Raw genomic sequence first — 24,214 nt, 5'->3', positions numbered from 1 at the left:
CCTGATCTCGCTCATCACCGCCATTCTCACCTTCATCTGGCTGATCACCTTCGGCGTTCCATACCCGCTATTGCTCGCCGTACTGGTCGCAGTACTCGACCTGATCCCGATAGTCGGATCGACGCTCGCCGGAATCGTCGTAGCACTGGTGGCTTTGACTGTGTCACTACCTATTTCGCTCGCCACCGTAGCCTTCTTCATCATGCTCCGACTCGTCGAGGACTACGTGCTCGTGCCGCGCATCATCGGCCGGACCGTCCAAGTACCACCCCTGATTACGGTCGTTGCTGTCCTGCTCGGCGGGGCTCTGCTCGGAATCGTCGGCGCACTGCTCGCCATCCCGATCGCTGCCGCGATCTTGCTACTGGCCCGCGAAACACTCCTCCCCCAGCTGGACCGCAAGTAAACAGCACTGAACCCCGAAGAACCCCGCAACCGGAACGCCAGCTCACACTGCTTTCATCACCAGAGAAAAGTCACGGTGACCCATCCTCACACCCGGCGAACGCGTCCCGACCGCTCGATACCGAATTCGCATGGATCGCCGGCATCAGCGAACACAAAAAGAATTTACTAGCGAAAAGAGTTAGCACTCGATACGTCTGAGTGCTAAATTCTGATGAGGCCTACGTCACAAGCTAAAGGCCGTCGGTCGAGTCGCGGCAATCAGCCGCTCGCGCGGCCTCGACCACGCCGCGCGAATTTCTTCGATCGAACAAACCGAAAACACCCAGACCGGGAATGCCGCATATACCCGTCGACACCACATCAACCACGCGAAGGAGGAACATGACCACCAACTCCCCCCGCAGCTTCCCTATCGACAAGCCCATGTGCACCTCCGTCGCCGGCAACGAACCCAAAAGGCAACACCGCTCGCGGCTACCCGCCGCGTCGATCGCCCTAGGGACACTGTCCATTGCGACGTTCTGGACAGTCGGACTCGGCTTCGCACTGGGAATAACCGCGGCGCTCTGCGGCACCGTCGCCACCTCCCGGCCCTCGGTAGCCGACGACGAAGCAGCATCACTGCGGGCCCTACTCGGCATCGTTGCCGGCGCCGCAGGAATCACCATCTCCACCGGCGCCGCCCTACTCCCCATGCTGGCACAACTGTGAACCCCACACATGACTTCTCCCGCTCCCTATGACCTCCGACTATCGCAACCTCGACCCCGACTGTCGCCGCCGCCGTCGCTGTTGACACCGGCGCCCTGCCCGTCGGACACACCTTCAACGACGACTGTGTCCTGGCCGGAACCCTTACCGCGGCAGGGAACTTCCCCGTCACCATCACCGCAACCACTGGTGTCGGAAACCCGGCAACCCTCGATGTCACTGTCACCGGCACTCCCGTAGCGGACCCGCTCGAGACAGGAGCCCTCAGACACTGGGTTTCTTCGGTTACCCGTCCGGGTGTAGGACGCCGACGCCTCGTTGCGCGGCCAGCGGACCAGTTGCGCGCAGTGCAGGCCGAGCAGTGTGCCCGCAATGAACACGATTTCCCAGCTGCCAAGTGCTACCGGTGCGGCGAGTAAACTCCCGCCTGGCGCCGCCCGGAATGCTCAGCGCGAGAGGCAGTGCGGTTCCTGCAGCTCGGCATTGTTGATGGCGCGGCCCAGCCACATCGCCATGTACGCGCCCACGGCGGTCCACCCGACAATAATTTCGGCAATCCACCACATGGCAGAAGCTTCGCACGCAACGTGCCTACGTACTGGACTTTGATCCCGCGAGACGCGAATGCAATTCTCCCGCAACGCAATTGTGACCCGTCCATACACACTCATGTGAAGCTGCTCTTGACGTACATGAGGCCGCAGATATCGCAAACACAGCCGGCCAAGGATTAACTACCATGGCAGCAGCCATTTTCCGCGCGCGGAAGGTGATCATGTGCAGGTGGAGACACTGCCTTGACCGGATGATCACGGCACCGGCTGCGCCCCGGGCGACGCAAGAATTGCCCCTGCGAAATGCCCGGTTGACTGAAACACGCCGGCTACCCGGCGTCGGGTACACATGCATCGACACAGGTGCTCAGGCGACGAAACCGACTTCTCCCCAAAACAACTGAACATTCGTCCGAAGACCGCGCAACAACGGCGCACGACGAGAATATGTGCTGGTCCAACCCCAACGACCTGCTCGACAAAAGTGCGTCGCGGGCATTCTGTGGTTGAGCTGAGGAACCGGGTGGCCCCGCAGTACAAGACAATTGAACCGGTTACCGATAGAGGTGTCGCGCCTGTGAGTCGGTCAGGTCGAATCGAGCGGTGCCAGTCCTGTGGCGCAACCACGCGTGACCTCCGAGGTTTAGAGGTCAGCGGTGAGATGCGTACCCTTTGCCCTGGAAACGCAGGGATAGAAAACCTGGCCTTCTGTGCGCTCCTCCTCTGTGAGGAGAGCATCGCGGTGTTCGGGTGCTCCTTCGAGTACAACGGTCTCGCAGGTTCCTCACACCCCTTCTCGGCAGGACGTTGGGACCTCGATGCCTGCCTTCACCAACAACTTGCGGAGAGTGTTCGCTGCGCTGAATACGCTCGTAGAATGAAGAAAACGGTGTTGTCATCTGAACGTTGTTTGGTGAACAATATGTGCTCGTCGTGTCCACTACCTCGTGGACTGTCCAGTGGAATCACGTTTCACAGGAAAGGCTTTCGAGCCGCACTGCAGCATTGCCGCCGATCGCCTCCTTCGCGTTCACAATGCCATTCGAATACCTTGAGACTGTCCGATCGGTCAGAGTGCGACAACGTCTTCGTCGAGAAACCCCTTCAACCCGCCACTGAAAACATCATTGTCATCGCCCGCGACCATAATGACCGGCCACGATGACGTCGATCCCTCTGGCAGTCGGAATCAATTCCAGCAGCTCCTTCGCACCTTCTTCGCTGACCACATTCGATTGCGCGCCACGCACCAGCATCGTTGGAACGGTGACCGCAGCCGCAGCCCCGCGAGCGCGTTCGTATCGCACAATCGAATCGGCCTGGCGAGTGGGTTCATCACCCTGACGAAGGAACTCAGGATCCCAATACCAATACCAGCGGCCCTCACGCAAACGAAGGTTCTTGCGCAACCCCTGCGGGTTGGGCCGGCGGGCACGATTCGGGGTATACGCCGCGATCGATGCCGCAATATCATCGAGGCTCGCGAAACCATCGAGACCACTATGCATAAAAGCCATGATCTCCGCGGTACCGCCGGGTTCGACCTTCGATGCGATATCGACCAAAACCAGACCGCGAGCAAGATCCGGATTCTCCCCCTGCCCGATCAACGACGTCATACCACCCATCGACGCACCGAGCAGGCTTCTCCCCCAGCTCGCCGATCACCGATGTCACATCGGCGACCAACGCATCGATGCCGTAGTCCCCGTCCCGTGCCCATTGACTGTCCCCATGTCCCCGCGCGTCCAAAGCAATGGCGGACCAGCCGTCCACGGCGAGGCTGCGACCGGCGTTTCGCCAGGAATGCCAGGTCTGCCCGCCGCCGTGCAACAACAGAACCACACCTTTTCGCTCGATGCCCCGATCCGCCGGCACCGCATGTCGGTGGATCCCACCGGTCGCCGACAAGCATGACACCGTCACCGCAAAATTCGGACTGTGTGACTGTGGGATCCATAACATTCCGCACCACCATCATCGAGTTGAGCATCCTCCATCATGGTGCACCACACAGTGAACAATGATTCACCCCACATCCGCTGCTTGACACATCGACGTAAGTCCGACGCGTTTGTGCTGCCCGCCAGCGCAGCGGTCGCTCCTGAAAAAGGACACGCCGAACCGTCGCACATTTTCCGAGGACGAAGTGAGATTCAGTGGTCGCGGACAATCCCCTCGCACCCCTCGTGCCCTGTCCCGACCATCGCAGTGTTACCTCCATCAACACGCTTTCACCGCGGCCCAAGCGCAGTCCGCAGATTTGATCGATCAAGGCGGCAGATTCGTCGTGGACCGGCACCCCAACTCCCGCAGCACCACCGTCCGCCAGTTCCGTACCCAGCAACTCCGCATGGTCACCGACGCGGAGCGCCCGCTTCGACAAGGAAGTCCTCCACGTCGTCGACATCAGCAGGCATCTACGCTTGGCTCAGGAGGACTCAGCTCACAATGAACCGAAACGATCACGAAACAGATGATTCCCCGCTCGTCCTCGCCGGTGTCGACGGTTCGGATTCGTCGTGGCGCGCCGCTGCCTACGCGGCAGGTCTCGCCCGCAGACAACAATCACTACTCGTCGTCGTCTACGTCCAACCCATCACCTCGGCATTCGCCAACCTCAGTGGAACGATCGTGGACGCGGGCCAGGAGATCGCCGACGAACTCCTCACGTATATCCAACGATCCACCGCGAGACTAGGAGCGAGCGAACAGATCCGGTGGCAATTCCGCACCCTCCGCGGTGACCCCGCCAATGAACTGATCCGTATCGCCGACGAGCTGCACGCCGACGCGATAGTAGTGGGCTCCTCCGCGAGCTTCGGACACCGAATCTACGGCTCGGTCGCCATCCGCCTGGTCAAAACCGGACGGTGGCCCGTCACCGTCGTCCCATAAAATGGGGTACCCGTCCCAGCGATGTTGCTCCACACCTGAACCAACGCACACGGGCCAAGACGGCCTACCACGCCCCTACTGGTGGCTAATCAGTCACCAGCGTGCGATGACCAATTGAATTCGCCCTCCGATCACCGGTGCAATTCACCTCATGCGCATTCACCGATCCCGCCAAACAATCAGGTCTCGTTCCTTCCATGGGATCCGTCGGCGACTGCTACGGCGATGCCCCAATCGAATCTTTCTGGGGCAGAATGCAAACCGAGCTATTGAACCGAAAACGGTGGCGTACCCGAGTTGAACTGGCGAACGTCATTTTCGAGTACCTGGAGATCTTTCACGACCGCCAACATAGACATTCGAGCCTCGGAATGCGCACTCCGATAGAGTACGAGATGGAGCATCAGGAGAATCAGCCAGATGTCTGAGCCCAGCTTTACCGACTCCCTCGAACTCAGTGCACATCAACCGAACCCGCCCTGCCTCATGCGGAGTCGATAGCTCTCATTAGAGGAGCTAGAGACAGACCCTCGTTCACAGGTTCCGGCGGTTCGGAGGGCAGGAGTGGACCGGCGTGCAATCGCGACGGTAACGATCGTTCGGGTCAGCCCCGTATGAGCAGTCGGGCTAGTACAAAAGCTGCGGCAATTGCCGAACCGGTGGAGATTCCCTCCCATATGCTGTCGGTCGTGGCACCCACAACCACACCAGAGAGTGCTCCGGCCGACAGCGCAAGTGCGCCGTCGAAACGCGCCGCACGATTTTGGTGCATGTCGCCAATCCTCTTACCCCGGAAATATTGAATACCGCGCGACGATGTGGTGTGAAGATCCTGAGTGCTGGTCGATTTCCCTCCCCGAGCTGTGCCCCGTCGATTTGTGGCGTGCTCATGCCTCTCAGGGGCGGTCGATTGTGATTCGGCTGCAGAATAACGGGTTACTTCGAGTTGTTGGGGCAAAGGCGGCAACCTCCCGCACAGCCCGGCCATGGGCAGGTAGTGATCCTGGGGTCAAGGTGGACGTGGTTATTGCGTCATCCCCGTTCGGATGCCTACCCGTTCAGGAGCGGTCTATTCACGGCGAGGCCCAAGGGGTTGATTCGGCGATGTCCCCTCTGCCATCCGCACGGGATTCGTCACCGAAATCGGTCGAGATCGGATGCGGGACCCAAAAGCAGGTCTGTCAACTCCCAGGTCGCGCCACTTCCGTGTTGACGGCGGCGAGATCGCGCTGAACACCGCCAGGAACCGATGCGCTGCACCCAGCCGTACCGCCCCCACATCTCCCTCAAACGCTCAGCGCCCTCCCCCACATCCAGGTGCGCCATACCACAGAGCCCGACGACATTCAGAGCACCTGCACCGGTGCCGGCGACACAGTAGGAGCGCGCGAGTGCACACGCAGACGCACCCGCCCGTTTCGACGTCCTTTGACATCTGCGTGACGCGCTATCTCATCGTGGCCGCACCCCAGAAAAGGGCACTCTTCACATTTCACCCAAAGCGCCGTGGTTGAATCTTCAAAAATATTGCTTTGGAATTGCTGACTTTGGGAGAAATCGTGGCCACGTTATTAGTGTTGGTGGGTTTGATCGCGCTCGTCGTCGGAGTGATCGCACTCCTACGCGGTCACATCGGTTGGGCTCGAATCCCGAACCGGCGAACTGCGGTCATCGTCAGTGTTATTGCGTTCGGTGTGATGCTGACCGGCGGCGCGCTTGCACCCGCCACACCAGCCCCGACTTCCGACCGAATTCTCACCACGTCGACGTCCGCTCCCACACCAACCACCTCTTCGACGACGACCGCCCGAACAACGACAACCACCACGACGACCACAACGTCCGCGCCACCAGCCAGCCTGACAACGACAACGCCTCCCCCACCGCCGATTACGACGACACTCGAGCCGACCCCAACTCTCGCCCCGATGACACCGACCGAAGTGGCGATTGCTCCCTTCGTGCCGCCCGCCGCCGCACCGGAGTACACGCCGCCCCAGCCGCCGTCAAGAGGTACGACCGGTGGCGGAAATTCCGGAGACGGCGGAGGCGAATGCGCCGGCGGATACATCAATACCGCGGGCAACTGCATTCCCTCCCCACGGCAGGCACCCTCAGCGCCCGCCGGTGCCACTGCGAAATGTAGTGACGGCACCTACAGCTTCAGCCAAAGCCGCCGAGGTACCTGCTCGGGTCACGGGGGCGTAGCCAGCTGGCTCTAGCCCGCATGTAACCCGGCAGTCTGCGCATCGCCCTGGCGGAACACCTCCGCGGACCATCGAACTCCACCCGCCGATGCGCGGGAGACCAACCCACTAGCACCTGAAAGGTAGCGCCGAACCGATTCGGCCACCACAATGATGGCGACACTCGCACGCGGAGAAAACACGACACTCCCCACCACACGATCACCGTCACTGCGTCAGGGGTCGCCACCGGCACAGTGGACATTTTGGTGTTTCAGCTCGGAATGAACGAGAAGGTTCGCTCCGACGAGGACCTGATCTTCTTCAACACCCCTGTATCTCCCGAGGGCGCAGTTGCGCTCAGCGGTGACCGCGTCGACATCAACCTCCATCAGGTGCCCGCGGTGGTGCAGTTTCTCCGCGTTGCGGTCTCATTGGATGATTCTGTGACGGGGAGCCTCGCCACGATCGCGGGGCTCGGTGTCACACTCACCGATCCCTCGGGAACGCACATAGTCGCCGCCGCATCGGGTTTGAGCACTGAACGCGCCGCAGTACTACTGGAAATTTATCGCCGCAACGACACCTGGAAAGCCCGGAACATCTCCGCCGGCTGGGATACAGGATTGGCCTCGCTCGTCACCGAGCACGGCGTCACCGTCGACGAGGCCCCCGCCGAGACAGTCCCCATCCCAGTGAACACGAAGAAGAACACGAGCGGACCCACGCAGGGTCGGCCGTTGAGTACGCTGCCGCGGATCCACAGCGCAGCACCGGCTCAATCAGCCGTGCTCACCGTGCACCCGGTGAAGAAAGAGTTCATCGTCAACCGTGGCGGCGCGGAATCGCGCTACAACGTTCCCGAGGGCTTCGAGATACTTCATCTTGATCTCGAGCAGATGTTCGACGTCGCCTTGACCGACACCGACACCGAAATCGAAGCTGAAAACACTTGGTGGGAACTCGGATTCGACCCTGCCGACGAAATCAACGAATACACCGCTCGCCGTATGACCTTCACAGTCCGTCCCGGTCACACCCGCCCGCCCCACGGTATCCGGATGGTGTTCGAGGAAGGCGGGAAGATGACTCAGTACGGTCATCGTCCCGATCTGGACTGGCCCGAGTGGAGAGGCGGCGTCGGCACCGGCCCATGTGAGCTCAAGGCGCTGATCTTCCATATCGGGATGGCCGTCAAGAATGCTGTCAAGGACGGCTACCAGTTCTACGGGCCGTGGATGTTCCGCATCATCGATGACCCCGAAGACGGGAAGTGCCTCGAAAGCTTCTGCAAAGCAACATGGACCAAACCGAAACGGTGGCACGTAGCACCGCGTTGACATTGGCAACGCAATCACGCGCCCCGCTATCAACCGCAATGAGTCGCGGCCTACATCCAAACGATCGGCCAAAGACCCACGCAGCGAGCCGAATTCACCAATCAGGCCGTAGTACTAAGAAGCCCCAGACTCGCCGAATTCCTGTGGAACTCGCGAACCGAACGGAAGCAAAGTAGGACGACTCATGCTCAACTACACGGCCATCGACTTCGAGACAGCGAATTCGTACCACGGCTCACCATGCTCGGTCGGTCTGGTCCGTGTCCGCGACGGAATCCCTGTCGAGGAATGCCACTGGTTGATACGACCGCCGGAACAGGTCGACCATTTCGACCACTTCAACATCGCACTGCACGGCATCACCCCAGAAATAGTGGTCACCGCACCTCGATGGAAAGACGTACTACCAGCCATCGTCGATTTCATCGCGGGCGATGTCGTAGTCGCGCACAACGCCGGATTCGACATCGGCGTCATCCGATACGCCTGCACCGTGGACAACATCGAATGGCCGCAGATCCAGTTTCTCTGCACGATGGTCCTTGCACGTCGCGCACTGTCGCTACCGACCTACCGCCTGCCGTACGTCCTCGAAGCGCTCGGAGAGGCAATCGTGGACCACCACGACGCACTCGCCGACGCCCGCGCCGTCGTCGATGTCGTTCGCGGACTCGCCGCCACCCAGAGCGCGTTGAACCTCGACGAGCTCGCCGCATCGGTCGGTGTCAGCATCGGCCGAATGGCCAGGGCATATACAAAGGCAGCGTCGCGGCCTCCCCCAACACAGGCAGTTCTTCCCCTCTCATTCAGCCTGACCTCAACCCGAACGCCGATCCCGACGGCTATCTCTACGGCCGCGTTGTGGTGTTCACCGGAGCGCTGATGTCGATGACACGGCAGATCGCGTGGGAAGAGTGCGCACGCGTCGGCGCAGTGGCCGGCAAGTCGACGACGAAACAGACCAACGTACTCGTCGTCGGTGACATCAACCCTGCGGTCCTTCAGCCGGGCTCGAATATCACCGGAAAGGCCCGGAAAGCGTTCGAACTCCAGGAAAAGGGCCAAGACATCGAAGTGATGACGGAAGATGATTTCCTTCGCTGCCTGGGCGGGAAGCCCCTCGACGAAGCCGAAATTTTGCTCTCGAAGGAAGGCATCGACGATGCCGTTGCACCTGCACCCATTCCCAGTCGCCTCCGCATGGTCCCGATGGCTCTCCGTCCGAAACCCCAGCCGCCGCAACAACCAAAGCCCCCGAAACCGCCCAGGCAGCTTCGCCGAACACCAATTCCGGCCACCCAGACATGCTCCGTCGACGACTGCACCAACACCGCTGCATTCAAGACCCGAACGAAACCGACCTGGTGCGAGCAGCACATCATCGAGCAACAAAACCGCGGCGGACTTTCGCCCTTGGAATCGTTCACTCACCCCGACGACTGGCAACTGACCGAATGCCTGACCTGCACCATCCAAGCGCACTACCGGTTCGAATACACCCTCGACAAAAACACCTACGGGGAACCGACGTGCCGTGCCTGCTTCTGGCGAGCGTGGGCGGCGCAGTCCAGAGAAATGCAGGGCGCATGGGCCAAGGTGGAACCTGTTCCGTACGAAAAGGCCAAAACCGTTGCGGAAGAACACGGGTACGAGTACCTCGGACCGCTGACGGCGCCGTCGCTACCCGACGATCCGCACCACGTGCGCTGCCGTCGATGCGGCCGGATCAGCACCGAACGCCTCGGCGATATTGCATGGGGCTGCTCTACCTGCAAACCCCGCAACTAACACTTCCCTCAACGCCCCACACCCCGACACTGACAGTGACGACGCTGACCTACAGTCAGTGCGCCACTGTCCAATCCCCTTCTCGTAGGAGTTCCTGTGACCACCGCACCACACACCTATCTACTTCCCCTCGCGGTGATCGACGAACCCTCCGGGAAAATATGCATCTGGCACATCGACGTCGGACCGGACATCGGCTTGCCCCGCCTCTCGGCGGTTGGGTACTCGAACCTGACGACACCGACACCATCGTCAACCTGATCCGGGGCCGGCACGTCGTGCTGTGCAACGACACCGACATCCTCACACGCGAAAACATCACCACCGCAGGAACAGTCGACATCGACGCCACCGTCGACGCCGTCATTGCTGAACGCGATGCGTTGCAGGCCCGCTTCAACTCCCACGCCGTGACACGCAAGACACTCGTGCCGCCGACGTGGCCGGAAATCTCACATCCGAAAGAAATTGCCGCTACGGTCCCCCGGACCGAGACGATCATCGAACAAACCGGAGACTCGTTCCCGCTGGCTCGGGGGCTGAACGAACTGGCCCAGGCGTGGGCGCAGATCGAGAAACAGCGCCTGGCACGGCCTTTCCTGATCGAACCTGCCGGCCCGAATCCGCGACCGCTACCTCTGGCCGTGCGATGAACCCTGCGCCGACGTTGACGTTCGCAGCGATCGACGTGGAGACCGCGCCCCGTGCACGCGGGAAATATCGACGTGACCGTCGTTGCACAGCCTGAAGGCTGAAGTGTCATTAACATGAATAACGCTGCACAAGTCGGTATCTCACTGTTCGTATCACCGCTTCTGAGCGATCGCCGTCGGCGCCGCGGCGCATCCTCCACACCTGACATGTGTATGCGTCTACGGGAGCCTGGCGTGGCCAGAACCGACATACTTCAGGTGATGGACCTCATCGAGCACCTTGACCACGGCGTCGAAGGTACCCGGATCGGTCAGCACATCGTTCGACGCCGTGATGCTGAGGGCGGCCGAGTCGAGGGATCGACGGTCGAGCAGCATCAGAGCGAGTTCGGCGGGGTTGTTGCGGCAGCGGTAGATCACCCCGTCGGTGTCCGGGTCGGCATCGAGGATCTGATGACAGGTGGTACGGGTCCAGGTGTAGTCGCCGCGATCGCAGCCGACCAACGTCCCCGACAGGTTCAGTGATCGGAGATCGCCGTCCAGTAGGGACGCCACGGTGATGTCGCGTTCCAGAATCATCGCGGTGTGTGTCTTGCCGGCGAGGCGTCTGCGTCGCACGATCCCCGAGCGCGGGATGGGGATGTCGCGGAGGATGCCTTCCGCGACCGCGCCGGCGAGGGACAACGCCACGTACAGGTAGCCGCCGTGGGAGGTGTCGATCGGCTCGAACCTTCCCTGCACCGGGTCGCCGAGCGCGCGGATGCCAGCGACATTGAACGAGTTCGGTGGATACGGGGACGCTGTCCCCGAGATCCGATGCAACTCGGTCCCTGCGGGGAGAACCCTGAGTTGCGGGGCCCTGCCGTTGTATCGTTCACTGCTCACCTCGGTCAGTCCATGCCCATCTGCTCGGCCGCCACCATCACATCCACATCAGCCTCGGTAAGAGCTTGCGCGGTGAGCCGGTCCACCGGCCGCTGGTCTCCGATCAGCGGATTCTCGGTGAACCACCAATCCAAGGTCCCCCACGGGTCGAGATCGCACTCCAGGAGCCGGTTCGCATACTCGGCGACCGGGCGGATCTGTTTACGCTCGCGGTCGAACTGGAACACCGGATACCGGTACTGGTTGCCCACCTTCAACCCGAGGAGCTGATGGGTCTTCCTCTTGGCGTTGGCCAAGGCCCGATTCACGCTCCCGGACGGCGAGAGAATCTCCGAAACCTCCATCGAGGAGATCGTGTCACCCGACAGTGAGAGCGGGGACCCGTAGGTGAGATTACCTGTCGCGGTTTCCAACTCGACCACATCGGGTCCATTCCGGTCGGCCCCTGCCGCCACGGCAGCAGGGACCGGATCGGCGAGACTTCGCACAGGCGGCCGTGCCCACTGGGTGTCGTTCCCCAAGTCGCCGGCGGTACGGGCACTTCGCGGGTGCACGTGCAGCCCGATGGTGACTACATCGGTATCGCTGGTATCGAACAACGCCCGCATCACCACACTGCCGGTATCGGCAAGATCGGCGGCATCCAACGCGCGACGAAAGACGTCGGTGATCCAGTGCAGGGTCAACCCCGTCGCGCGGAGATCGAACCGCAACTCGAAGTCCACCTCGATGCCGTGGCCCGGGCGACGCGATGCGGCCTCGAACGAGGAAACCACGGCCGCGATCTCCTGCTCCCATTCCTCGACGCTTTTCGGGCGCGCGGGCGAACCGTCGACCCGGCCACCGGCGAGCCGCGACGTCGACGGAACTCGGTTCCCACCTCGAACGGAATGTGACGGGCTGCGAAGGGAACGAGTGCCAACGGTACGGGCCGGCCACCTGCTCGCTGCGTCCATGGACCCGAACCGACCCGTCATCGCGCTCCGATTCACAATCCGAACGCGCTCGTGTTGCACAGGAACGCTTGTTTTTCTCATGACGCACCCCAAACCAAGAACTACGATTCTTACGATATAGACGAGTGTAATTATCGTAAGGTCACATGTCCAGTGAGGCACTCATTTCCTACGAGAACCCCACCCGCCGCGGGCCTAGGAGACTGCCCAGAGTCTCGGACCCCGGAAGCTGCGTGACATACCCGAATCGCCAGTGGCAGTAGCGGATTCGGATACAGCTGCGAAGGTGATCAACTCTCCACGGAGTCGCTCAGCACGCATCGGGCGGCGTCACAATTTAGAAGCAGTGCATCCAGCCGAATAACGCCCGGTCAACTTGTGTTTGCATAGCGCCGGCACATGGCCCGACCTCCTCGGAATCGGTTCTTACCACTTACTGAACAGCATGGGCCCGACTTCCGCTCTCGTAACGTGTGACGATCTGGGCGAATACATCGACATTTCGGAGAGGGGTCTTGCGATCACCAGCCCTCGGCCGGCGCCTGCAGAATGTGGCAGTGGCGATCGCTGCGTCCGCGGTTCTCGGTGTCACTGTGCCCAGCCCGCCGGTGTTCGACATTTGAACTGGCATGCAACCCGCCGAACTAACCATGCACACTTCGATCCCGATTTCCTGCCGTGTCCTGGCCTCATATTGACGAAGTCACCGCGCAACTCGCTCCACGTATCCATGCATGCATTCGTGCGCACACACGCACGCATTGATGCGCGCAATCGGTACAAGATCACGTCCGGAGGCAGATGCTGGCAATGAGTTCCTCGGCAACGACCCGAACCTTCTTGTTCGTGCGCTGCGACATATCGGTGAGCATCCGAAACGCAGTGTCGGCGTCGACGCCGTGCATTGTCATGACGATGCCTTTGGCCTGGTCGATCACGCCACGAGAGTCGAGAGCATGTTCGAGGTGCCGGGAGAGGTTGCGCGCTTCGCGGTAACGTTCGGCGCCGGCGATTGCATATCCGGCCGCAGCGACAACGACGTTCATCAACGCGTTGTCCGTGTCCTGGAGTTCGGAATCTCGGGTGCCGTACACGGTCACCGCGCCCGTGGACATCCCGGGCTGCAGCGAGGGAAGTGGCGTGGCCAGGAAGCTGGAAACACCGAAGGTGCTCGCCACCTGGGCGAACTCAGGCCATCTCCGTGCGGCGTCCACACGATCGGCGGTCACGACACTGCCCGCGGTGACGGCCTCGAGCCCGGGACCGCGGCCTGCCTGGTACTGCGCGGCGTCGAGATCTTCCACAGCCGACACTGTGCGGGCGACAGTTATGGGTGTTCTCTGGGGATCGAGGAGCGTTACCCCGACCATCGCCGCGCCGGGAATAAGTTCGACGGTGTGATGGCACAACCCGGTGAGGTAGATGTTGAGTTCGCGCTCGTTATCGCAGTTCTCGGGCGAGTTCGGTTTCCTGATACAACTCCTGTAAGGCTTGTGAGACTGAAAGGGCTCCGTCCGCGACGATCCTGTGCTGTGACCGGCCATGACGCTTTCTCCTACAAAACATTTCGCCCCCACGGGTTAGGTGGCTCGGCGCGCGCCCCTTCCCTTCCGGGTTCCCGAAAACATTGCCCCGAGAAACTTCACCCGGCGGCAGGGGCGGCTGTATCGGTGCCCGGCCGACAGGAAACTGAAGCATGCTCTGGTCTGCGGCGGACGGAGCCGGGAACACTGTCGTGTGGTGACGTCCGAGAGCTACTGCTGGGCAACAAGTTCGAGGCCGGGCAACAAGTTCGAGCCCCAAGCCCGGCCGACGATCTCCGGCAGCAGCTCCGTTGGTCGATTACGGGCGTGGTCGCATCAGCTGTGTCCCCAGACGGGACGAACGGCGGTCGCGGCGCCGAAGACCAGCTTGGAGGGCAGCGGTGCCGCCGATCCCAGCAGCGAGTACCAGCAACAGCTCGATCACGTTGGTATTCATGCCCACGTCCTTGTCCCGGATTCGTCCGGTACGAATGCCGGATCGTCGGAAAACATCATCGCGATTCGGGCTTTGATCTCGGCGGTACTCATCGCCGCGCGCGGTGAGACGTACGCGGGAATTGCTGTCGACTTCGATGCTGTCATGTGTGGACTCCTGTGTGTAGTTTCCGGGTGCGCCGGCCAGCGCCGGTGGACGGTTAGATCATCTGGGCGGCGATACCGACGCACGCGGCGACGAGGACCGCGACGAGTGCACACAGTGCAAACGACCCGGTCAGCACCAAGGCGGGTGCGGCGCCCGGCAACGCGGAACCGAGGGCGATGGTCGAGGTCGATCGGAACCGAGATGCCCGCAATTCGTCCGGTCGCGGTTCCCGGGCGGTTGAAGGAGAGTTCATGTGTCCCTTTGCCTTTCCTGAGCCGTCCACTGTGGAGAGCTGGGTACTCGAGGGGGTGGACCAGGATGTTTGAGGTGCAGAAAACGTCATGTTGGAAGGCCGGGGTTAGCGAGTTCTATACGCGTCGGTTGATCGCGGGGCTCGCCGAGCAGAAAAACACGATCGGTCAGTGACGTCGGGAGCAGCACAAGCGGCCTTTCGATTGGGAGTCAGACCTACGACATGGCCCGGCCCTCGAAGGCCCTGTGGTGTCAAGGCACGTTCTAGGTATGTCCAGCAGTAACAAACATATGTGACACATGCCACATGTTTGGTGCTTATGATGTTTTACACCACACATGCGAGTTGACGCCACTTGGGCGAAGGTCCAAATCGCACTGATTACTTACAGTGTCAGTTACTTACAGTGCCACTCAGACCGCCATCGCGTCAGAACTGTCCGGTCTCCGGACGCCGGACGCCGGACGCCGGACGCCAAGGCTTTCACCTGGCGACTGATCGCGTTCCGAAGGCCACCCCACGGACTGCGCCGAAGACCGAGCCGGCCAGTTTTCGTTCCCGCCGAGATCGGTCACGTCCCCGGCTACTACAGAGAAATGCCGCTTCGAACGACCACTTGCCAAGAACGGCGAGACGGGCACCGGCGCAGTGGCGCAGTAAGGCCGTCGACACCTTCCGACATCAGCGGCCGGGTCAGTTCCACTGACACTTCGGCATGGACCACCGACAGGAAGCAATGGGCTGCCCTCAAGCGGAAGGCGTCAGTATGTGCAGAAACGGCCCGCTGCGGGTACCTGGAAGGTTCACCGCCGAAGGAGACGATCGTGCCCTCGAAAACCCACGTGCAGCAGTGCGCGGCGTTGATCTGCGCCTACATCAGCGCTGATGACGAAGGCTGCGACGCACTGCGTAAGACCCTCGCACTGACCAATCGACAGTGGTATGAATCCGCGACCATATTGTGCGCAGCTGTGCTGGACCTGATCGCCTTCCACCTCGACAGCCACCCCCACGACGTCATCGGCCAATCCGGCCAGAGCAGGCGCGACGTCTTCCCCGGCCCCCGACAACTCCTCGAAGCGCAAAACGTCGTCGTCTACTACGACCTTCACCGGCAAGTACCAGCCCGAGAATCTACCGACGCCGATCTCGTCCCATCCTTGTTCGACATCGCCGTCACCGCGATCGAACAACTAGCGCAATTGTGGCGCCGTCCCGCTGTCGAGGTCGCCCGACTGCTGACCCTCGGTGCCGCAACATACGAAGGAAAAGTGTGGTGAACCAATATTCACCAAGGGGGCATGAACCATTTGGGAGAAGATGCAGATCATGACCAAGCGTCACCCCGCGAGCAGCTTGAGCGCGCCGCAAGATGGTCCTCGACCAACTCTCGGAGTTCCGTACTGGTCGGCGACCTCTGAGAGAATCTGATACGAAACAGTCAGATTTCATTCCGCTTGCGCTCGTAGCTCGATCCCCATTGTCGGCGGCAGGTGAAAACTGGTTCTGGCCCACTTTCCGTGATCAATTTTGAATACGTCAGCCGCTGAAAGGGATTCGTTTGCGGAGTAGGTCGAACCCGGCACGTCCGTACATTTGTCGTCTGAGCATCTTGATCCGGTTCACATGGCCTTCGACCGCGCCGGAACTGTAGGGCAGTGTCAGGCCGTTACGGACTGCAGCGTGATCGGTGTCGAGCCCTGAGGCGAAGCGGCGCAAGTGCGGGGAGATCATCAGCCGAGACGGCAGGGAGCCACGAGTTCAATTGTGCACCAATTCGTTCGGTGAGCATTTCCGCGAACGGCTTGACATGTCCTGCAGCTACTTCGAGATGTGGGCAGCTGGTGAAAACCTGCCCCGCCTGATCTGCTCATCGTCGGTGAGGTTGCCGGGATGCCGCAGCATGCATGATGATCCGCCGAACTTTCGGCACCTTCAGTGTGGACGGTGAAGCTGCCCCTATCCCGCGAAACGGGCGAAGGTAATCCCGGACTGAGCTGTAGCTGCCGCGATATCCCCACGCTCGGAGTTCTTCGTAAAGTGCAGCAGCGGACGTGTGCCCATTGTTGAAATGCTCGTGAAGGTATTCAGCGAACTCGTCCAGCATAGTTGGCCGGTGTCGACGCTCCCAACAACTCCTCGACACTGTTCGCGTAGCAGAAACGACGCACGGTCTCCCGCGCCGCGAGTTCGACGCGGCCGCAGTGCGAGCACGATTGGAAATCAATCCCGACCCCGGGGTTCACGACCAGGAGGCGCAGAGCCGACAGATCGGAGCTCAGTGGAGCGGTCCGGCGATCACCGAGATCAACAGTCCCACCCTGTTCGTGCACGGCGAAGATGACCCTCTGATCAAAACTATTGCTGCGCATACGATTTCCTCCAGAATCCCCGGCTCACGCACACTCATCCTCCCCGATTTCGGGCACGACCTACCCGTGCACGCATGGGCCCCACTCGCAACGGCAATTCGCGAACTCGCAGGCGCGAAGACCTGAAGTATGTCGCCGAGCAACGGATCGCTCGGACGGAGTGCCTCATCTTCGATATGTATGACAGCTCTGTGCGGAACTCAGGACATCGCAAACCCTGACATGCCCATCCCTACCACCAACGGGGATGGCAGCACAGAGTTTCCGAAGAATCCAGAGTTCGATCCGCGATCATCCGAAACGCAGCCGGCGAGAACATCACATCGCCGAGTTCGGCAAAACCCACCAAATATCGCGAATCGCGTTCTACAAGTAGCCGAACGTGACGTCGCGGACCCAATGCGGGCGGTTCTCGAGGAACCAGCGTCCTGTGGACCCAGGTCACGATCTTGATCGGGTAAAGACGACGAGATAGGCATGGACGTAAACGAGGTAGTCGGCGGCAGTCAGATGTCAGGCGATCTGGAAGCGGTCATCACCGAGCTCGACCTCGACCCGCAGGGAGCCGCCAACTGCTTCGACATACCGGCGCAGGGTGTCGATCTGGATATGCGCGAGGTCACCGCGCTCAATGTTGGAAACACGGTTCTGACCAACACCGAGACGGTCCGCGACCTGTCCCTGCGTCATTGCCGCACTTTCGCGGAGCTCCTTGAGCCGGTAAGCCCTGACCTCCTCGATCATGCGGTCCTTGTGCGCCTCTACAGCAGCCCTGTTGACGGGCCGCGCGGCGAGCATGTCGTCGAGACTCTTTGCCATCACATTCACTTTCCTTCCAGACTATCGAGGTGGGTGTCGAAGCGGTCGTCGGCGATCGGGATGTTCGTCTTGTACCACTTCGTCCACTGACCTGATTTATCCCCCGCGACGAGCAAGATCGCTTTCCGTTCGGGGTCGAAGGCGAACAGGACGCGCAGTTCCGAGCGCCCACTCGATCCCGGGCGTAACTCCTTCATGTTCTTGTGGCGGGATGCTTTCACCGTGTCGACCAGGGGCCGGCCCAGCTGAGGGCCACGTTCTTGAAGCAGTTCGAGTGCGGCGACGACCTGCTCGTAGGACGACTGATCCAACTGGTCGAGCCAGTCCCCGACGAATTCGACATCCACGATCCAGATAGACACGACCACAGAATATCACTCACAAGTGATATCACCTATGGGTGGTAGAACTGGCGGCAAGCTAGACCCGTTCACCAAATCAACCTTGGCACTGTGCGTCGAGAAAGTCGCGCTGCTCGTATTTGAAGCGCTCGGCCACATATCTCGAGACGACCAGTCACCACCCACACGGATTGCATGTCGTGAGTCTGTTGTGTCCGTCTCCGAGCACAAACTCGGCGGACGACAAGATCTCGGGCGTGGTGACGAACCCGGTGTAGTTCGCGGCAATAGCGAATGACGCCTCCAGAATGTGGAAAAGACCATCACTCACAGGCCCCTCCCCCCTCTGGATCTATACCCACCTCACCCATACGCGACTTCCACACATCCGGTATTCCATCAGAGGTGAACCATGTACGGAGCAGAGGATCGAACGACACTGACTTGCTGCCGTCTTCCCACACCGTCAATTCACAGTCGGCGTTGATGTTCTTCGAAGGCGAGAGCGCTCGTCGTCCGACCGTCAGCGGCCAATTCCTCATCACCAACGAAGGTCCCCGGTGCGATCGCTACCGTCCACGTGCCGATCGGTGTCGCTCCGATAATCGAGAACTCGTCCCAACCTCGCTCGTTCACCCCAGTCAAACCTGTCGCAGTGCCGAGGCCCTCAATCGTCAACGCGTCGATCACCGACTGCGGGTCAGCGTTCTGAACGTAGGTCACGAACAGGCTGTTCTCCGCCCATGGATATTCCTCGACAATCCACTGAAATCTCGGTACGTCATCACCATGTCCTTGATGTTCACACAGCGCAGTCGGAGAAGTGGTGAAACGCGACGTGTCGAGGTCTGCGTACGAACGCAGGCTTCTCCGAATCGCCAATCCGCCGCCAATCCTCAGATACGTTTTACTGCAATAGATCCCAAGTAGGTGGTGGATGTTCAGCATCCGCAAGCTGCGGCATACCTGATGCAGGTACGGATCCGATGACGTCAGAGAAGGTCCCGCAATGTCAATCGGCGACAAGCTGTACCTCCTCGAAGAACCGCCCGACACCCCGTTCTCGCTGCCGCCTGATGACACACCGGGGCAATACCGGCGTCTCCATGAATCCGCTGGGGCCGGCCAACGAAGCCCCGAATCCAACGCATAAGTGTTCAACTGCCGCAACGCATTCGCCTACTCCGGGGTGTTCGGGGCGAGCAGATCGAGAAGTTTCCGCAAGGCAGCCGGCCCGGTCGGATCACAGGCGGTGAGCGCATCAAGATGCCTTCTCAGACAGGTGAGCAGTCGGTGAGCGTGCGCCGGTAACAGTCCCAGAGCAGTGATCACGTTGCGGGGAAAGCTGGCCGCACCATGCGTCAGCGTGTCGAGTTACGACTAGCGCGTGTCTGCTAATCGCGGACGCGGTGATGGATGACGGCCGCCGCGTAGCAGCTAGCCGGGGGCCTGTTCCCGTTCGCCATTGCCAGGTCCGCGCAGCCACCGAGCGAGTAGCGTGACATCGCACCAGGGTCGGGATAGATCCAACGCGGGAGGCCAACGCCATGCGTCGTGCAGCACTTCGCCGTTCGTTCGTAGCCCGGACAGCGGTATCCGTGGCCATGCTCGCCATCCCGCTCTGCTCGGCCGCCACCGCGACAGCCAACCCTCCACCCATCCCGGCAGCGACGACCACGGCGTTCCAGGTCCCCGTGCGGTACGTCGCAGGATGCCGGAGCAACTTGTTCATGTGCTTTAGCCCGCCGCCGCTGACGACCGTCACGCCGACGGCGACGCCGGGTGAACCGGGCATGGTGACCTTCGTGGCGGAGCATCCAACATCGACCTGGGTCAACATTTTCGGCTGCCTCGACGTGTCGGTGAACTGGCGGAACCTGACCACCGGCGCCGCCGGCACCACTGTCCTTCGACAGGCGTCCGACTACACCCGGCCGGCGCCGGAAGAGCGGTGCCAATACACCCCCGCGACAGCGGTCACCGGCAGCGGCACGATCGCCGCGATCGCCGCGATCGGCGAGGCCCTCCGTCCCGACCTGTACCAGATTCTGCTCAACCCAGGACTCGGCACCTTCCAGGTCCCGTAGCCCCACACTTTGCAGGGAACCTGTCCACTATGGGAGGCCAACGCTATGCGTCGTGCAGCACTTCGTCGTTCGTTCGTAGCCCTGGCTGCGGTATCCGTGGCCATGCTCGCCATCCCGCTCTGTTCGTCCGCCACTGCGACGGCGAACACGCCACCGATCCCGGCAGCGACGACAACGGCGTTCCAGGTCCCGGTACGGTTCGTCGCAGGGTGCCTGTTACTGACCGTGTTGGCCTGCGACTACCCACCGCCGCTATCGACCGTGACGCCGTCAGCAACGACAGGTGCAGCCGGCGTGGTGACCTTTGGGGCAGAGCGTTCAGCGACGAACTCGACCTACTGCATCGCTGTGGTGGTGAACTGGCGGAACCTGACCACCGGCGCCGCCGGCACCACCACGCTCCAACGCGTGCCGCTCGATCGCAGTCGGCCCATCGCACCGGAGGATTGGTGCCGGTACGCCCCCGCGACGGCGGTCACCGGCGGCGGCACGATCGCCGTGGTCGCCGACGTCGGTGCGGCTCCCCGTGTCGACGGGTACCAGATACTGGTCAACCCCGGTCTCGGCACCTTCCCCGTCCCGTAGAGCGTGCGTGCTCAGTGACCGGGCTTGAGTGCGGGATCGTGTGTCAGTGATGCGCGCAGATGAGGTCTCCGATGACCCGCGGGACTGTGATCGAGCCCGCCCCCGTCCTCGCCGCAAAGGGCGTCCATGTAATGGCCATCGGTTAACCCTGGAGGGGATCACCTGGGGGAATTCGCGATCACCGAACCCCCGACCGACAGTGTTGATCGCTGCAACGTAAATGGTGTGTGCTGGTTTCACGCGCAATGCGCGTTCGAATCTCGCCTAGAAGGTTAGGTGCAATGAGGGTCCTACCACCACCATCCGCGCGGAGTCACAGACTGCAGAAAGATGAGCCGTTCGTCCGGCAGATCCTTTAGCCACCATCCGAGCATATTGATCACCTCCAGGCTTGGGCTGTCAACCTGCGTCGCCTGCCCTCGCGGACGGATATCCACGGAGGGGAGTGCCGTGGACGCGGCAGAACATCTCGCCGTTCTGTCACCAGAGCGACCATGTCCAAGAAGGTATTCCACAATTCCCTCGCACGGGCCTCGTCAACTTAACTGGGCGTCCAGTCAGGGATGATCGTCGGATGAGTCGTGGAGACGAAACGCGGGTGGATTCGACGCGGTCACTATACAAACGGCACCCTTATCCCGCGGAGATCATCGCGCACTGCGTGTGGCTGTACTACCGGTTCACGTTGAGCTTGCGGGACGTCGCAGAACTGATGCTCGCTCGCGGCATCGTCGTCTCGCAGGAGACGATCCGCGTGGGGTGCGCGAAGTTCGGGGCCGCTTACGCGCGTGGCCTGCGCCGACGCGCTCCCGAACCCGGCGACACATGGTTTTGGACGAGGTGTTCGCCCAAGATCGGTGGCATCCGGAAGTACCTGTGGCGGGCGGTCGATCAGGACGGCAATGTCTTCGATGTTCTGGTCCAGTCGCGACGCAACGCGAAGGCAGCGAAACGCTTCGTCGGCAAGCTGATGCGCAAGCATGCCCGGGTGCCGAGGGCGCTGGTGACCGACAAGCTCGCCAGTTACGTTGTGGCGCATCGAGAGTTGATGCCATCGGTCGAACATCGGCGCCCGAAGTACCTCAACAACCGGGCCGAAAACTCGCACCAACCCAACAGGCAGCGAGAACGCGCCATGAAGTTCTTCCGCTTACCAGGTGCAGCACAACGGTCCCTGGCGGCGTTCAGTGCGATCTCGCCACACTTCCGACCCGGCCGACACAAGCTCACCGCAAGCAACTACCGCTCCGAAATGACCGACCGATTCGCCACCTGGAATAACGTCACCGCTGTATCCGCCGCCTGAACAGGTTTCCCACCAACACAAGCGTGCCCGAATGCTGTTGATCACCAGTTGCGTTCAGTTAAGTTGACAGAGCCGACCGGAGTTCAACTTCTGGGCCGAGAAAATTTCGGCGGGAGCTTGCGAGTGACGAAAATCACTCGGAGTCATCGGCCGGTGCTTGCGCCGCCAGGGGTTGCGTGCAGGTCACCGCCGACGAGAATCGGAAGGCCAGAAGGAGGAACAAATCACTGCTTTTCACAGAGCGCAGCGCAGCGGAGCATCCTCTTGGGGACACCGAAGGTGACGATGCTGCGTCGTTCGTACCTGCGCTGCGTACCCTTATGCGGCGCAACGCATTCGATTCATTCAAGACCAACTTGAAATCCTCGCGGCAGATCCCGAGTACCTGGAACAGGGACGCAATTGGCCAACAACCCGTTGGCCAAATGCCGTGGACCATGTGACGGTATTGCTCGACAAACTGGGCGATCAGTCCGACCGGGGCTGGTGTGCCGGAACAACAGCCAAGCACTACCAGTCCCGCAACGTACTTCAGAATCAGAACAACAGCGGCGTGTGTCGCCGAACCGGTGCGCACCCTCAAAACTCCAGGATCATCCTCCGTCCGGAAACTGTGATCACACTCAGCACGCAGTTAATGCGCGACCCGTATGTCTTCGATTTCCTTTGAAATCACCGAACATACTGCAGAACGTGAACTGGAATCTGCACGGATGCAAATGCAGAACACACCCGAACCGACCCAACGGACAAAGCCAACGACCTAGTTCCCCTGACTCTCACGTTACCGTTCCAGTATGGGGACAACCTTCCACGGCCCGGACCCGTGGCCGCACATCACCCGCGCTATCCGCACACGAGGTGCACGCCTGGCCGCGATCGCCTATCTCGGCCTGGAAGCACCTGAACTACTTCCGCTGCGCGCCGGGGACGTCCTGATCGTCAACGCTTCCAAAGCGGCACTTCGCGCACATGCCACCTCCCCTGCCATTCTCGCGTACTACCTCGGCAGGGATGTACGGGTCCTGTCATCGCCAACTCTTCATGCCAACGTGATCGCCACGAACCGACTAGCGGTGATCGGCTCGGCGAATGCGTCCGTGAACTCCATATTCGCCCAGGATGCCGTCATCATCACCGACGATCCCAATATCCTCTCCCAGGTCCGCACGTTCATCGACAACATCGACGAGATCACCGACGTCGATCAAGTATTTATCGACAACGCCACCCGGGAATGGGAAATCGGCCGCGCCGTACCAATCCCCGGTATCAGCGGTCGCGTCCACGACCTCGAAGCCGATTTTCTGCCCTCACCGCTCACCCGGATGTTCATCAAACACGTCGTCGACTACAAGCTCAGCCCCACCGAACAACACATAATGGACGAGCAGCAACCACGGAAGCGAACCACAGCCGGACCGACGGCAAAGTACCAACTTGAATCGCTGCGCATCGACAAACCCAGCCGCATCAAGCGCGGCGACGTGATCGTCTTCGTCTCTGTCGACAACGAGTGGATTTACCCGCCGGCAGTTGTAGTCTCCGAACCAATCCGAATCCCGCACGCAGGCGGCGCAGTCTTACACTTCCTCCGTATCCGAACCGATCTGTCTCCGCTCCCCCTCACAGATTCCGAGAGTCGACTCACCGAACTCGGACACCCAGGGTCGAGACTGCGAACCGACCACTACGTCCGCTCCCCTAGCCTGCGAACAGCACTACTCGACTTCTGGGACCTTTGATCTACCAGCCAATGCCACTGTCTTACAATGAGTATCGATCGATCACGCTACTATTTCCTGACATTGAAGACGACCGCCTACACCGCGACCAACATAGAATGTCCACACTGCTGGCCACCTCACACGAGATCGCCTCCCCCTCGACTACTGCTGGCACTCTCCACAGACAGATTGCGCCGCTCATCGCAACACCCACCGAC

Annotated in this window: 25 protein-coding genes and 2 pseudogenes; 13 read left to right on the top strand and 14 right to left on the bottom strand. The window is 61.0% G+C overall.

The annotated features are described in order from the left end of the window. A partial coding sequence (locus FEZ60_RS19365) for an AI-2E family transporter (RefSeq protein WP_172936775.1) occupies positions 1-406 on the top strand: 406 nt, incomplete at its 5' end. 383 nt (positions 407-789) lie between these two features. Then, positions 790-1,119, top strand: a complete 330-nt coding sequence (locus FEZ60_RS32580) for a hypothetical protein (protein WP_242484720.1) — start codon at positions 790-792, stop codon at positions 1,117-1,119. Between the two features lie 1,623 nt (positions 1,120-2,742). Here the strand turns inward: FEZ60_RS32580 and FEZ60_RS19355 are convergent. Beyond that, a pseudogene (locus FEZ60_RS19355) lies at positions 2,743-3,633 on the bottom strand (alpha/beta hydrolase). A gap of 491 nt (positions 3,634-4,124) precedes the next feature. Here FEZ60_RS19355 and FEZ60_RS19350 point away from each other — a divergent pair. Then, positions 4,125-4,571, top strand: a complete 447-nt coding sequence (locus tag FEZ60_RS19350; RefSeq protein WP_172936774.1) for a universal stress protein — start codon at positions 4,125-4,127, stop codon at positions 4,569-4,571. 604 nt (positions 4,572-5,175) lie between these two features. Here FEZ60_RS19350 and FEZ60_RS19340 read toward each other — a convergent pair. Then, the gene (locus FEZ60_RS19340; RefSeq protein ID WP_172936772.1) at positions 5,176-5,343 is read right to left on the bottom strand and encodes a hypothetical protein; all 168 of its coding nucleotides are present in this window, start codon (positions 5,341-5,343) and stop codon (positions 5,176-5,178) included. 925 nt (positions 5,344-6,268) lie between these two features. Here FEZ60_RS19340 and FEZ60_RS33145 point away from each other — a divergent pair. The 5 genes from FEZ60_RS33145 (at position 6,269) to FEZ60_RS19315 (ending at position 10,538) form a co-directional block, all read left to right on the top strand. Continuing rightward, the gene (locus tag FEZ60_RS33145; RefSeq protein ID WP_176607715.1) at positions 6,269-6,793 is read left to right on the top strand and encodes a DUF3761 domain-containing protein; all 525 of its coding nucleotides are present in this window, start codon (positions 6,269-6,271) and stop codon (positions 6,791-6,793) included. Between the two features lie 248 nt (positions 6,794-7,041). After that, positions 7,042-8,097: a TerD family protein gene (locus tag FEZ60_RS19330; RefSeq protein WP_242484719.1), complete on the top strand. Its 1,056-nt coding sequence runs from the start codon at positions 7,042-7,044 to the stop codon at positions 8,095-8,097. Between the two features lie 184 nt (positions 8,098-8,281). Further along, positions 8,282-8,980 (top strand): 3'-5' exonuclease, encoded by a 699-nt coding sequence (locus FEZ60_RS19325; protein ID WP_172936771.1) that lies wholly within the window; start codon positions 8,282-8,284, stop codon positions 8,978-8,980. Next, positions 8,980-9,885 carry a BRCT domain-containing protein gene (locus FEZ60_RS19320; RefSeq protein WP_172936770.1) on the top strand — a complete coding sequence of 302 codons (906 nt, stop codon included), beginning with the start codon at positions 8,980-8,982 and terminating at the stop codon, positions 9,883-9,885. The genes FEZ60_RS19325 and FEZ60_RS19320 overlap by 1 nt, the downstream gene beginning before the upstream one ends. Before the next feature lie 161 nt (positions 9,886-10,046). Beyond that, entirely contained in the window at positions 10,047-10,538 is a 492-nt protein-coding gene (locus tag FEZ60_RS19315) for a hypothetical protein (RefSeq protein ID WP_172936769.1), read from the top strand. Between the two features lie 219 nt (positions 10,539-10,757). On the opposite strand, the gene FEZ60_RS19310 is transcribed toward FEZ60_RS19315, so the two are convergent. The 6 genes from FEZ60_RS19310 to FEZ60_RS19285 all read right to left on the bottom strand — a co-directional run bounded on the left by FEZ60_RS19310 (position 10,758) and on the right by FEZ60_RS19285 (position 14,759). Beyond that, a complete protein-coding gene (locus FEZ60_RS19310) occupies positions 10,758-11,423 on the bottom strand; it encodes an RES family NAD+ phosphorylase (RefSeq protein WP_172936768.1) in 666 nt (221 codons plus the stop codon). 5 nt (positions 11,424-11,428) lie between these two features. Further along, positions 11,429-12,400, bottom strand: a complete 972-nt coding sequence (locus tag FEZ60_RS19305) for a hypothetical protein (RefSeq protein WP_172936767.1) — start codon at positions 12,398-12,400, stop codon at positions 11,429-11,431. A gap of 764 nt (positions 12,401-13,164) precedes the next feature. Next, positions 13,165-13,923: an ANTAR domain-containing protein gene (locus tag FEZ60_RS19300; RefSeq protein WP_172936766.1), complete on the bottom strand. Its 759-nt coding sequence runs from the start codon at positions 13,921-13,923 to the stop codon at positions 13,165-13,167. A 298-nt stretch (positions 13,924-14,221) separates the two neighbouring features. Continuing rightward, the gene (locus FEZ60_RS19295; protein ID WP_172936765.1) at positions 14,222-14,359 is read right to left on the bottom strand and encodes a hypothetical protein; all 138 of its coding nucleotides are present in this window, start codon (positions 14,357-14,359) and stop codon (positions 14,222-14,224) included. Further along, entirely contained in the window at positions 14,356-14,505 is a 150-nt protein-coding gene (locus FEZ60_RS19290; protein ID WP_172936764.1) for a hypothetical protein, read from the bottom strand. Before FEZ60_RS19290 ends, FEZ60_RS19295 begins: the two co-directional genes overlap by 4 nt. A gap of 53 nt (positions 14,506-14,558) precedes the next feature. Beyond that, positions 14,559-14,759: a hypothetical protein gene (locus FEZ60_RS19285; RefSeq protein ID WP_172936763.1), complete on the bottom strand. Its 201-nt coding sequence runs from the start codon at positions 14,757-14,759 to the stop codon at positions 14,559-14,561. Positions 14,760-15,583: 824 nt separating this feature from the next. On the opposite strand from FEZ60_RS19285, the gene FEZ60_RS19280 reads away from it, so the two are divergent. Continuing rightward, on the top strand, positions 15,584-16,039 hold the full coding sequence (locus FEZ60_RS19280; protein ID WP_172936762.1) for a hypothetical protein: 456 nt from the start codon (positions 15,584-15,586) through the stop codon (positions 16,037-16,039). A gap of 259 nt (positions 16,040-16,298) precedes the next feature. On the opposite strand, the pseudogene FEZ60_RS19275 reads toward FEZ60_RS19280, so the two are convergent. From FEZ60_RS19275 to FEZ60_RS19250, 6 genes and pseudogenes are all read right to left on the bottom strand, one after another. Further along, a pseudogene (locus FEZ60_RS19275) lies at positions 16,299-16,469 on the bottom strand (ISL3 family transposase); the annotation flags it as partial. Positions 16,470-16,846: 377 nt separating this feature from the next. Continuing rightward, positions 16,847-17,131, bottom strand: coding sequence for a hypothetical protein (locus FEZ60_RS19270; protein WP_172936760.1), 285 nt, complete (start codon positions 17,129-17,131; stop codon positions 16,847-16,849). Between the two features lie 513 nt (positions 17,132-17,644). Next, positions 17,645-17,950, bottom strand: a complete 306-nt coding sequence (locus tag FEZ60_RS19265; protein WP_172936759.1) for a helix-turn-helix transcriptional regulator — start codon at positions 17,948-17,950, stop codon at positions 17,645-17,647. Positions 17,951-17,955: 5 nt separating this feature from the next. Next, positions 17,956-18,306 (bottom strand): type II toxin-antitoxin system RelE/ParE family toxin, encoded by a 351-nt coding sequence (locus FEZ60_RS19260; RefSeq protein ID WP_172936776.1) that lies wholly within the window; start codon positions 18,304-18,306, stop codon positions 17,956-17,958. A gap of 160 nt (positions 18,307-18,466) precedes the next feature. Next, entirely contained in the window at positions 18,467-18,622 is a 156-nt protein-coding gene (locus FEZ60_RS19255; protein WP_172936758.1) for a hypothetical protein, read from the bottom strand. Positions 18,623-18,762: 140 nt separating this feature from the next. Further along, entirely contained in the window at positions 18,763-19,317 is a 555-nt protein-coding gene (locus FEZ60_RS19250; protein WP_172936757.1) for a hypothetical protein, read from the bottom strand. 521 nt (positions 19,318-19,838) lie between these two features. Between FEZ60_RS19250 and FEZ60_RS19245 the strand changes: the two genes are divergently transcribed. The 4 genes from FEZ60_RS19245 to FEZ60_RS19230 all read left to right on the top strand — a co-directional run bounded on the left by FEZ60_RS19245 (position 19,839) and on the right by FEZ60_RS19230 (position 24,014). Beyond that, positions 19,839-20,378 carry a hypothetical protein gene (locus tag FEZ60_RS19245; RefSeq protein ID WP_172936756.1) on the top strand — a complete coding sequence of 180 codons (540 nt, stop codon included), beginning with the start codon at positions 19,839-19,841 and terminating at the stop codon, positions 20,376-20,378. 45 nt (positions 20,379-20,423) lie between these two features. Continuing rightward, entirely contained in the window at positions 20,424-20,963 is a 540-nt protein-coding gene (locus tag FEZ60_RS19240) for a hypothetical protein (RefSeq protein ID WP_172936755.1), read from the top strand. 574 nt (positions 20,964-21,537) lie between these two features. Further along, positions 21,538-22,269, top strand: a complete 732-nt coding sequence (locus tag FEZ60_RS19235) for an IS6 family transposase (protein ID WP_172936754.1) — start codon at positions 21,538-21,540, stop codon at positions 22,267-22,269. A 797-nt stretch (positions 22,270-23,066) separates the two neighbouring features. Continuing rightward, a complete protein-coding gene (locus FEZ60_RS19230; RefSeq protein WP_172936753.1) occupies positions 23,067-24,014 on the top strand; it encodes a phospholipase D family protein in 948 nt (315 codons plus the stop codon). The last annotated feature ends 200 nt before the right edge of the window (positions 24,015-24,214 follow it).

Origin of the sequence: Rhodococcus sp. MS16 (genome assembly GCF_013277795.1) — a bacterium.
Classification (GTDB): domain Bacteria; phylum Actinomycetota; class Actinomycetes; order Mycobacteriales; family Mycobacteriaceae; genus Rhodococcus_F; species Rhodococcus_F globerula.
This window is presented reverse-complemented; position numbering and strand designations above follow the sequence as displayed.

Coding starts and splice junctions, on each gene's coding strand:
- FEZ60_RS19330 (WP_242484719.1), top strand. CDS start 7,042: ATGAACGAGAAGGTTCGCTCCGACGAGGACCTGATCTTCTTCAACACC.
- FEZ60_RS19285 (WP_172936763.1), bottom strand. CDS start 14,759: ATGAACTCTCCTTCAACCGCCCGGGAACCGCGACCGGACGAATTGCGG.
- FEZ60_RS19325 (WP_172936771.1), top strand. CDS start 8,282: ATGCTCAACTACACGGCCATCGACTTCGAGACAGCGAATTCGTACCAC.
- FEZ60_RS19315 (WP_172936769.1), top strand. CDS start 10,047: ATGCATCTGGCACATCGACGTCGGACCGGACATCGGCTTGCCCCGCCT.
- FEZ60_RS19340 (WP_172936772.1), bottom strand. CDS start 5,343: ATGCACCAAAATCGTGCGGCGCGTTTCGACGGCGCACTTGCGCTGTCG.
- FEZ60_RS19245 (WP_172936756.1), top strand. CDS start 19,839: ATGCGTCGTGCAGCACTTCGCCGTTCGTTCGTAGCCCGGACAGCGGTA.
- FEZ60_RS19240 (WP_172936755.1), top strand. CDS start 20,424: ATGCGTCGTGCAGCACTTCGTCGTTCGTTCGTAGCCCTGGCTGCGGTA.
- FEZ60_RS19230 (WP_172936753.1), top strand. CDS start 23,067: ATGGGGACAACCTTCCACGGCCCGGACCCGTGGCCGCACATCACCCGC.
- FEZ60_RS19265 (WP_172936759.1), bottom strand. CDS start 17,950: ATGGCAAAGAGTCTCGACGACATGCTCGCCGCGCGGCCCGTCAACAGG.
- FEZ60_RS19300 (WP_172936766.1), bottom strand. CDS start 13,923: ATGGCCGGTCACAGCACAGGATCGTCGCGGACGGAGCCCTTTCAGTCT.
- FEZ60_RS19305 (WP_172936767.1), bottom strand. CDS start 12,400: ATGACGGGTCGGTTCGGGTCCATGGACGCAGCGAGCAGGTGGCCGGCC.
- FEZ60_RS19295 (WP_172936765.1), bottom strand. CDS start 14,359: ATGAATACCAACGTGATCGAGCTGTTGCTGGTACTCGCTGCTGGGATC.
- FEZ60_RS19320 (WP_172936770.1), top strand. CDS start 8,980: ATGTCGATGACACGGCAGATCGCGTGGGAAGAGTGCGCACGCGTCGGC.
- FEZ60_RS19350 (WP_172936774.1), top strand. CDS start 4,125: ATGAACCGAAACGATCACGAAACAGATGATTCCCCGCTCGTCCTCGCC.
- FEZ60_RS19270 (WP_172936760.1), bottom strand. CDS start 17,131: ATGCGCAGCAATAGTTTTGATCAGAGGGTCATCTTCGCCGTGCACGAA.
- FEZ60_RS19235 (WP_172936754.1), top strand. CDS start 21,538: ATGAGTCGTGGAGACGAAACGCGGGTGGATTCGACGCGGTCACTATAC.
- FEZ60_RS19290 (WP_172936764.1), bottom strand. CDS start 14,505: ATGACAGCATCGAAGTCGACAGCAATTCCCGCGTACGTCTCACCGCGC.
- FEZ60_RS32580 (WP_242484720.1), top strand. CDS start 790: ATGACCACCAACTCCCCCCGCAGCTTCCCTATCGACAAGCCCATGTGC.
- FEZ60_RS33145 (WP_176607715.1), top strand. CDS start 6,269: ATGCTGACCGGCGGCGCGCTTGCACCCGCCACACCAGCCCCGACTTCC.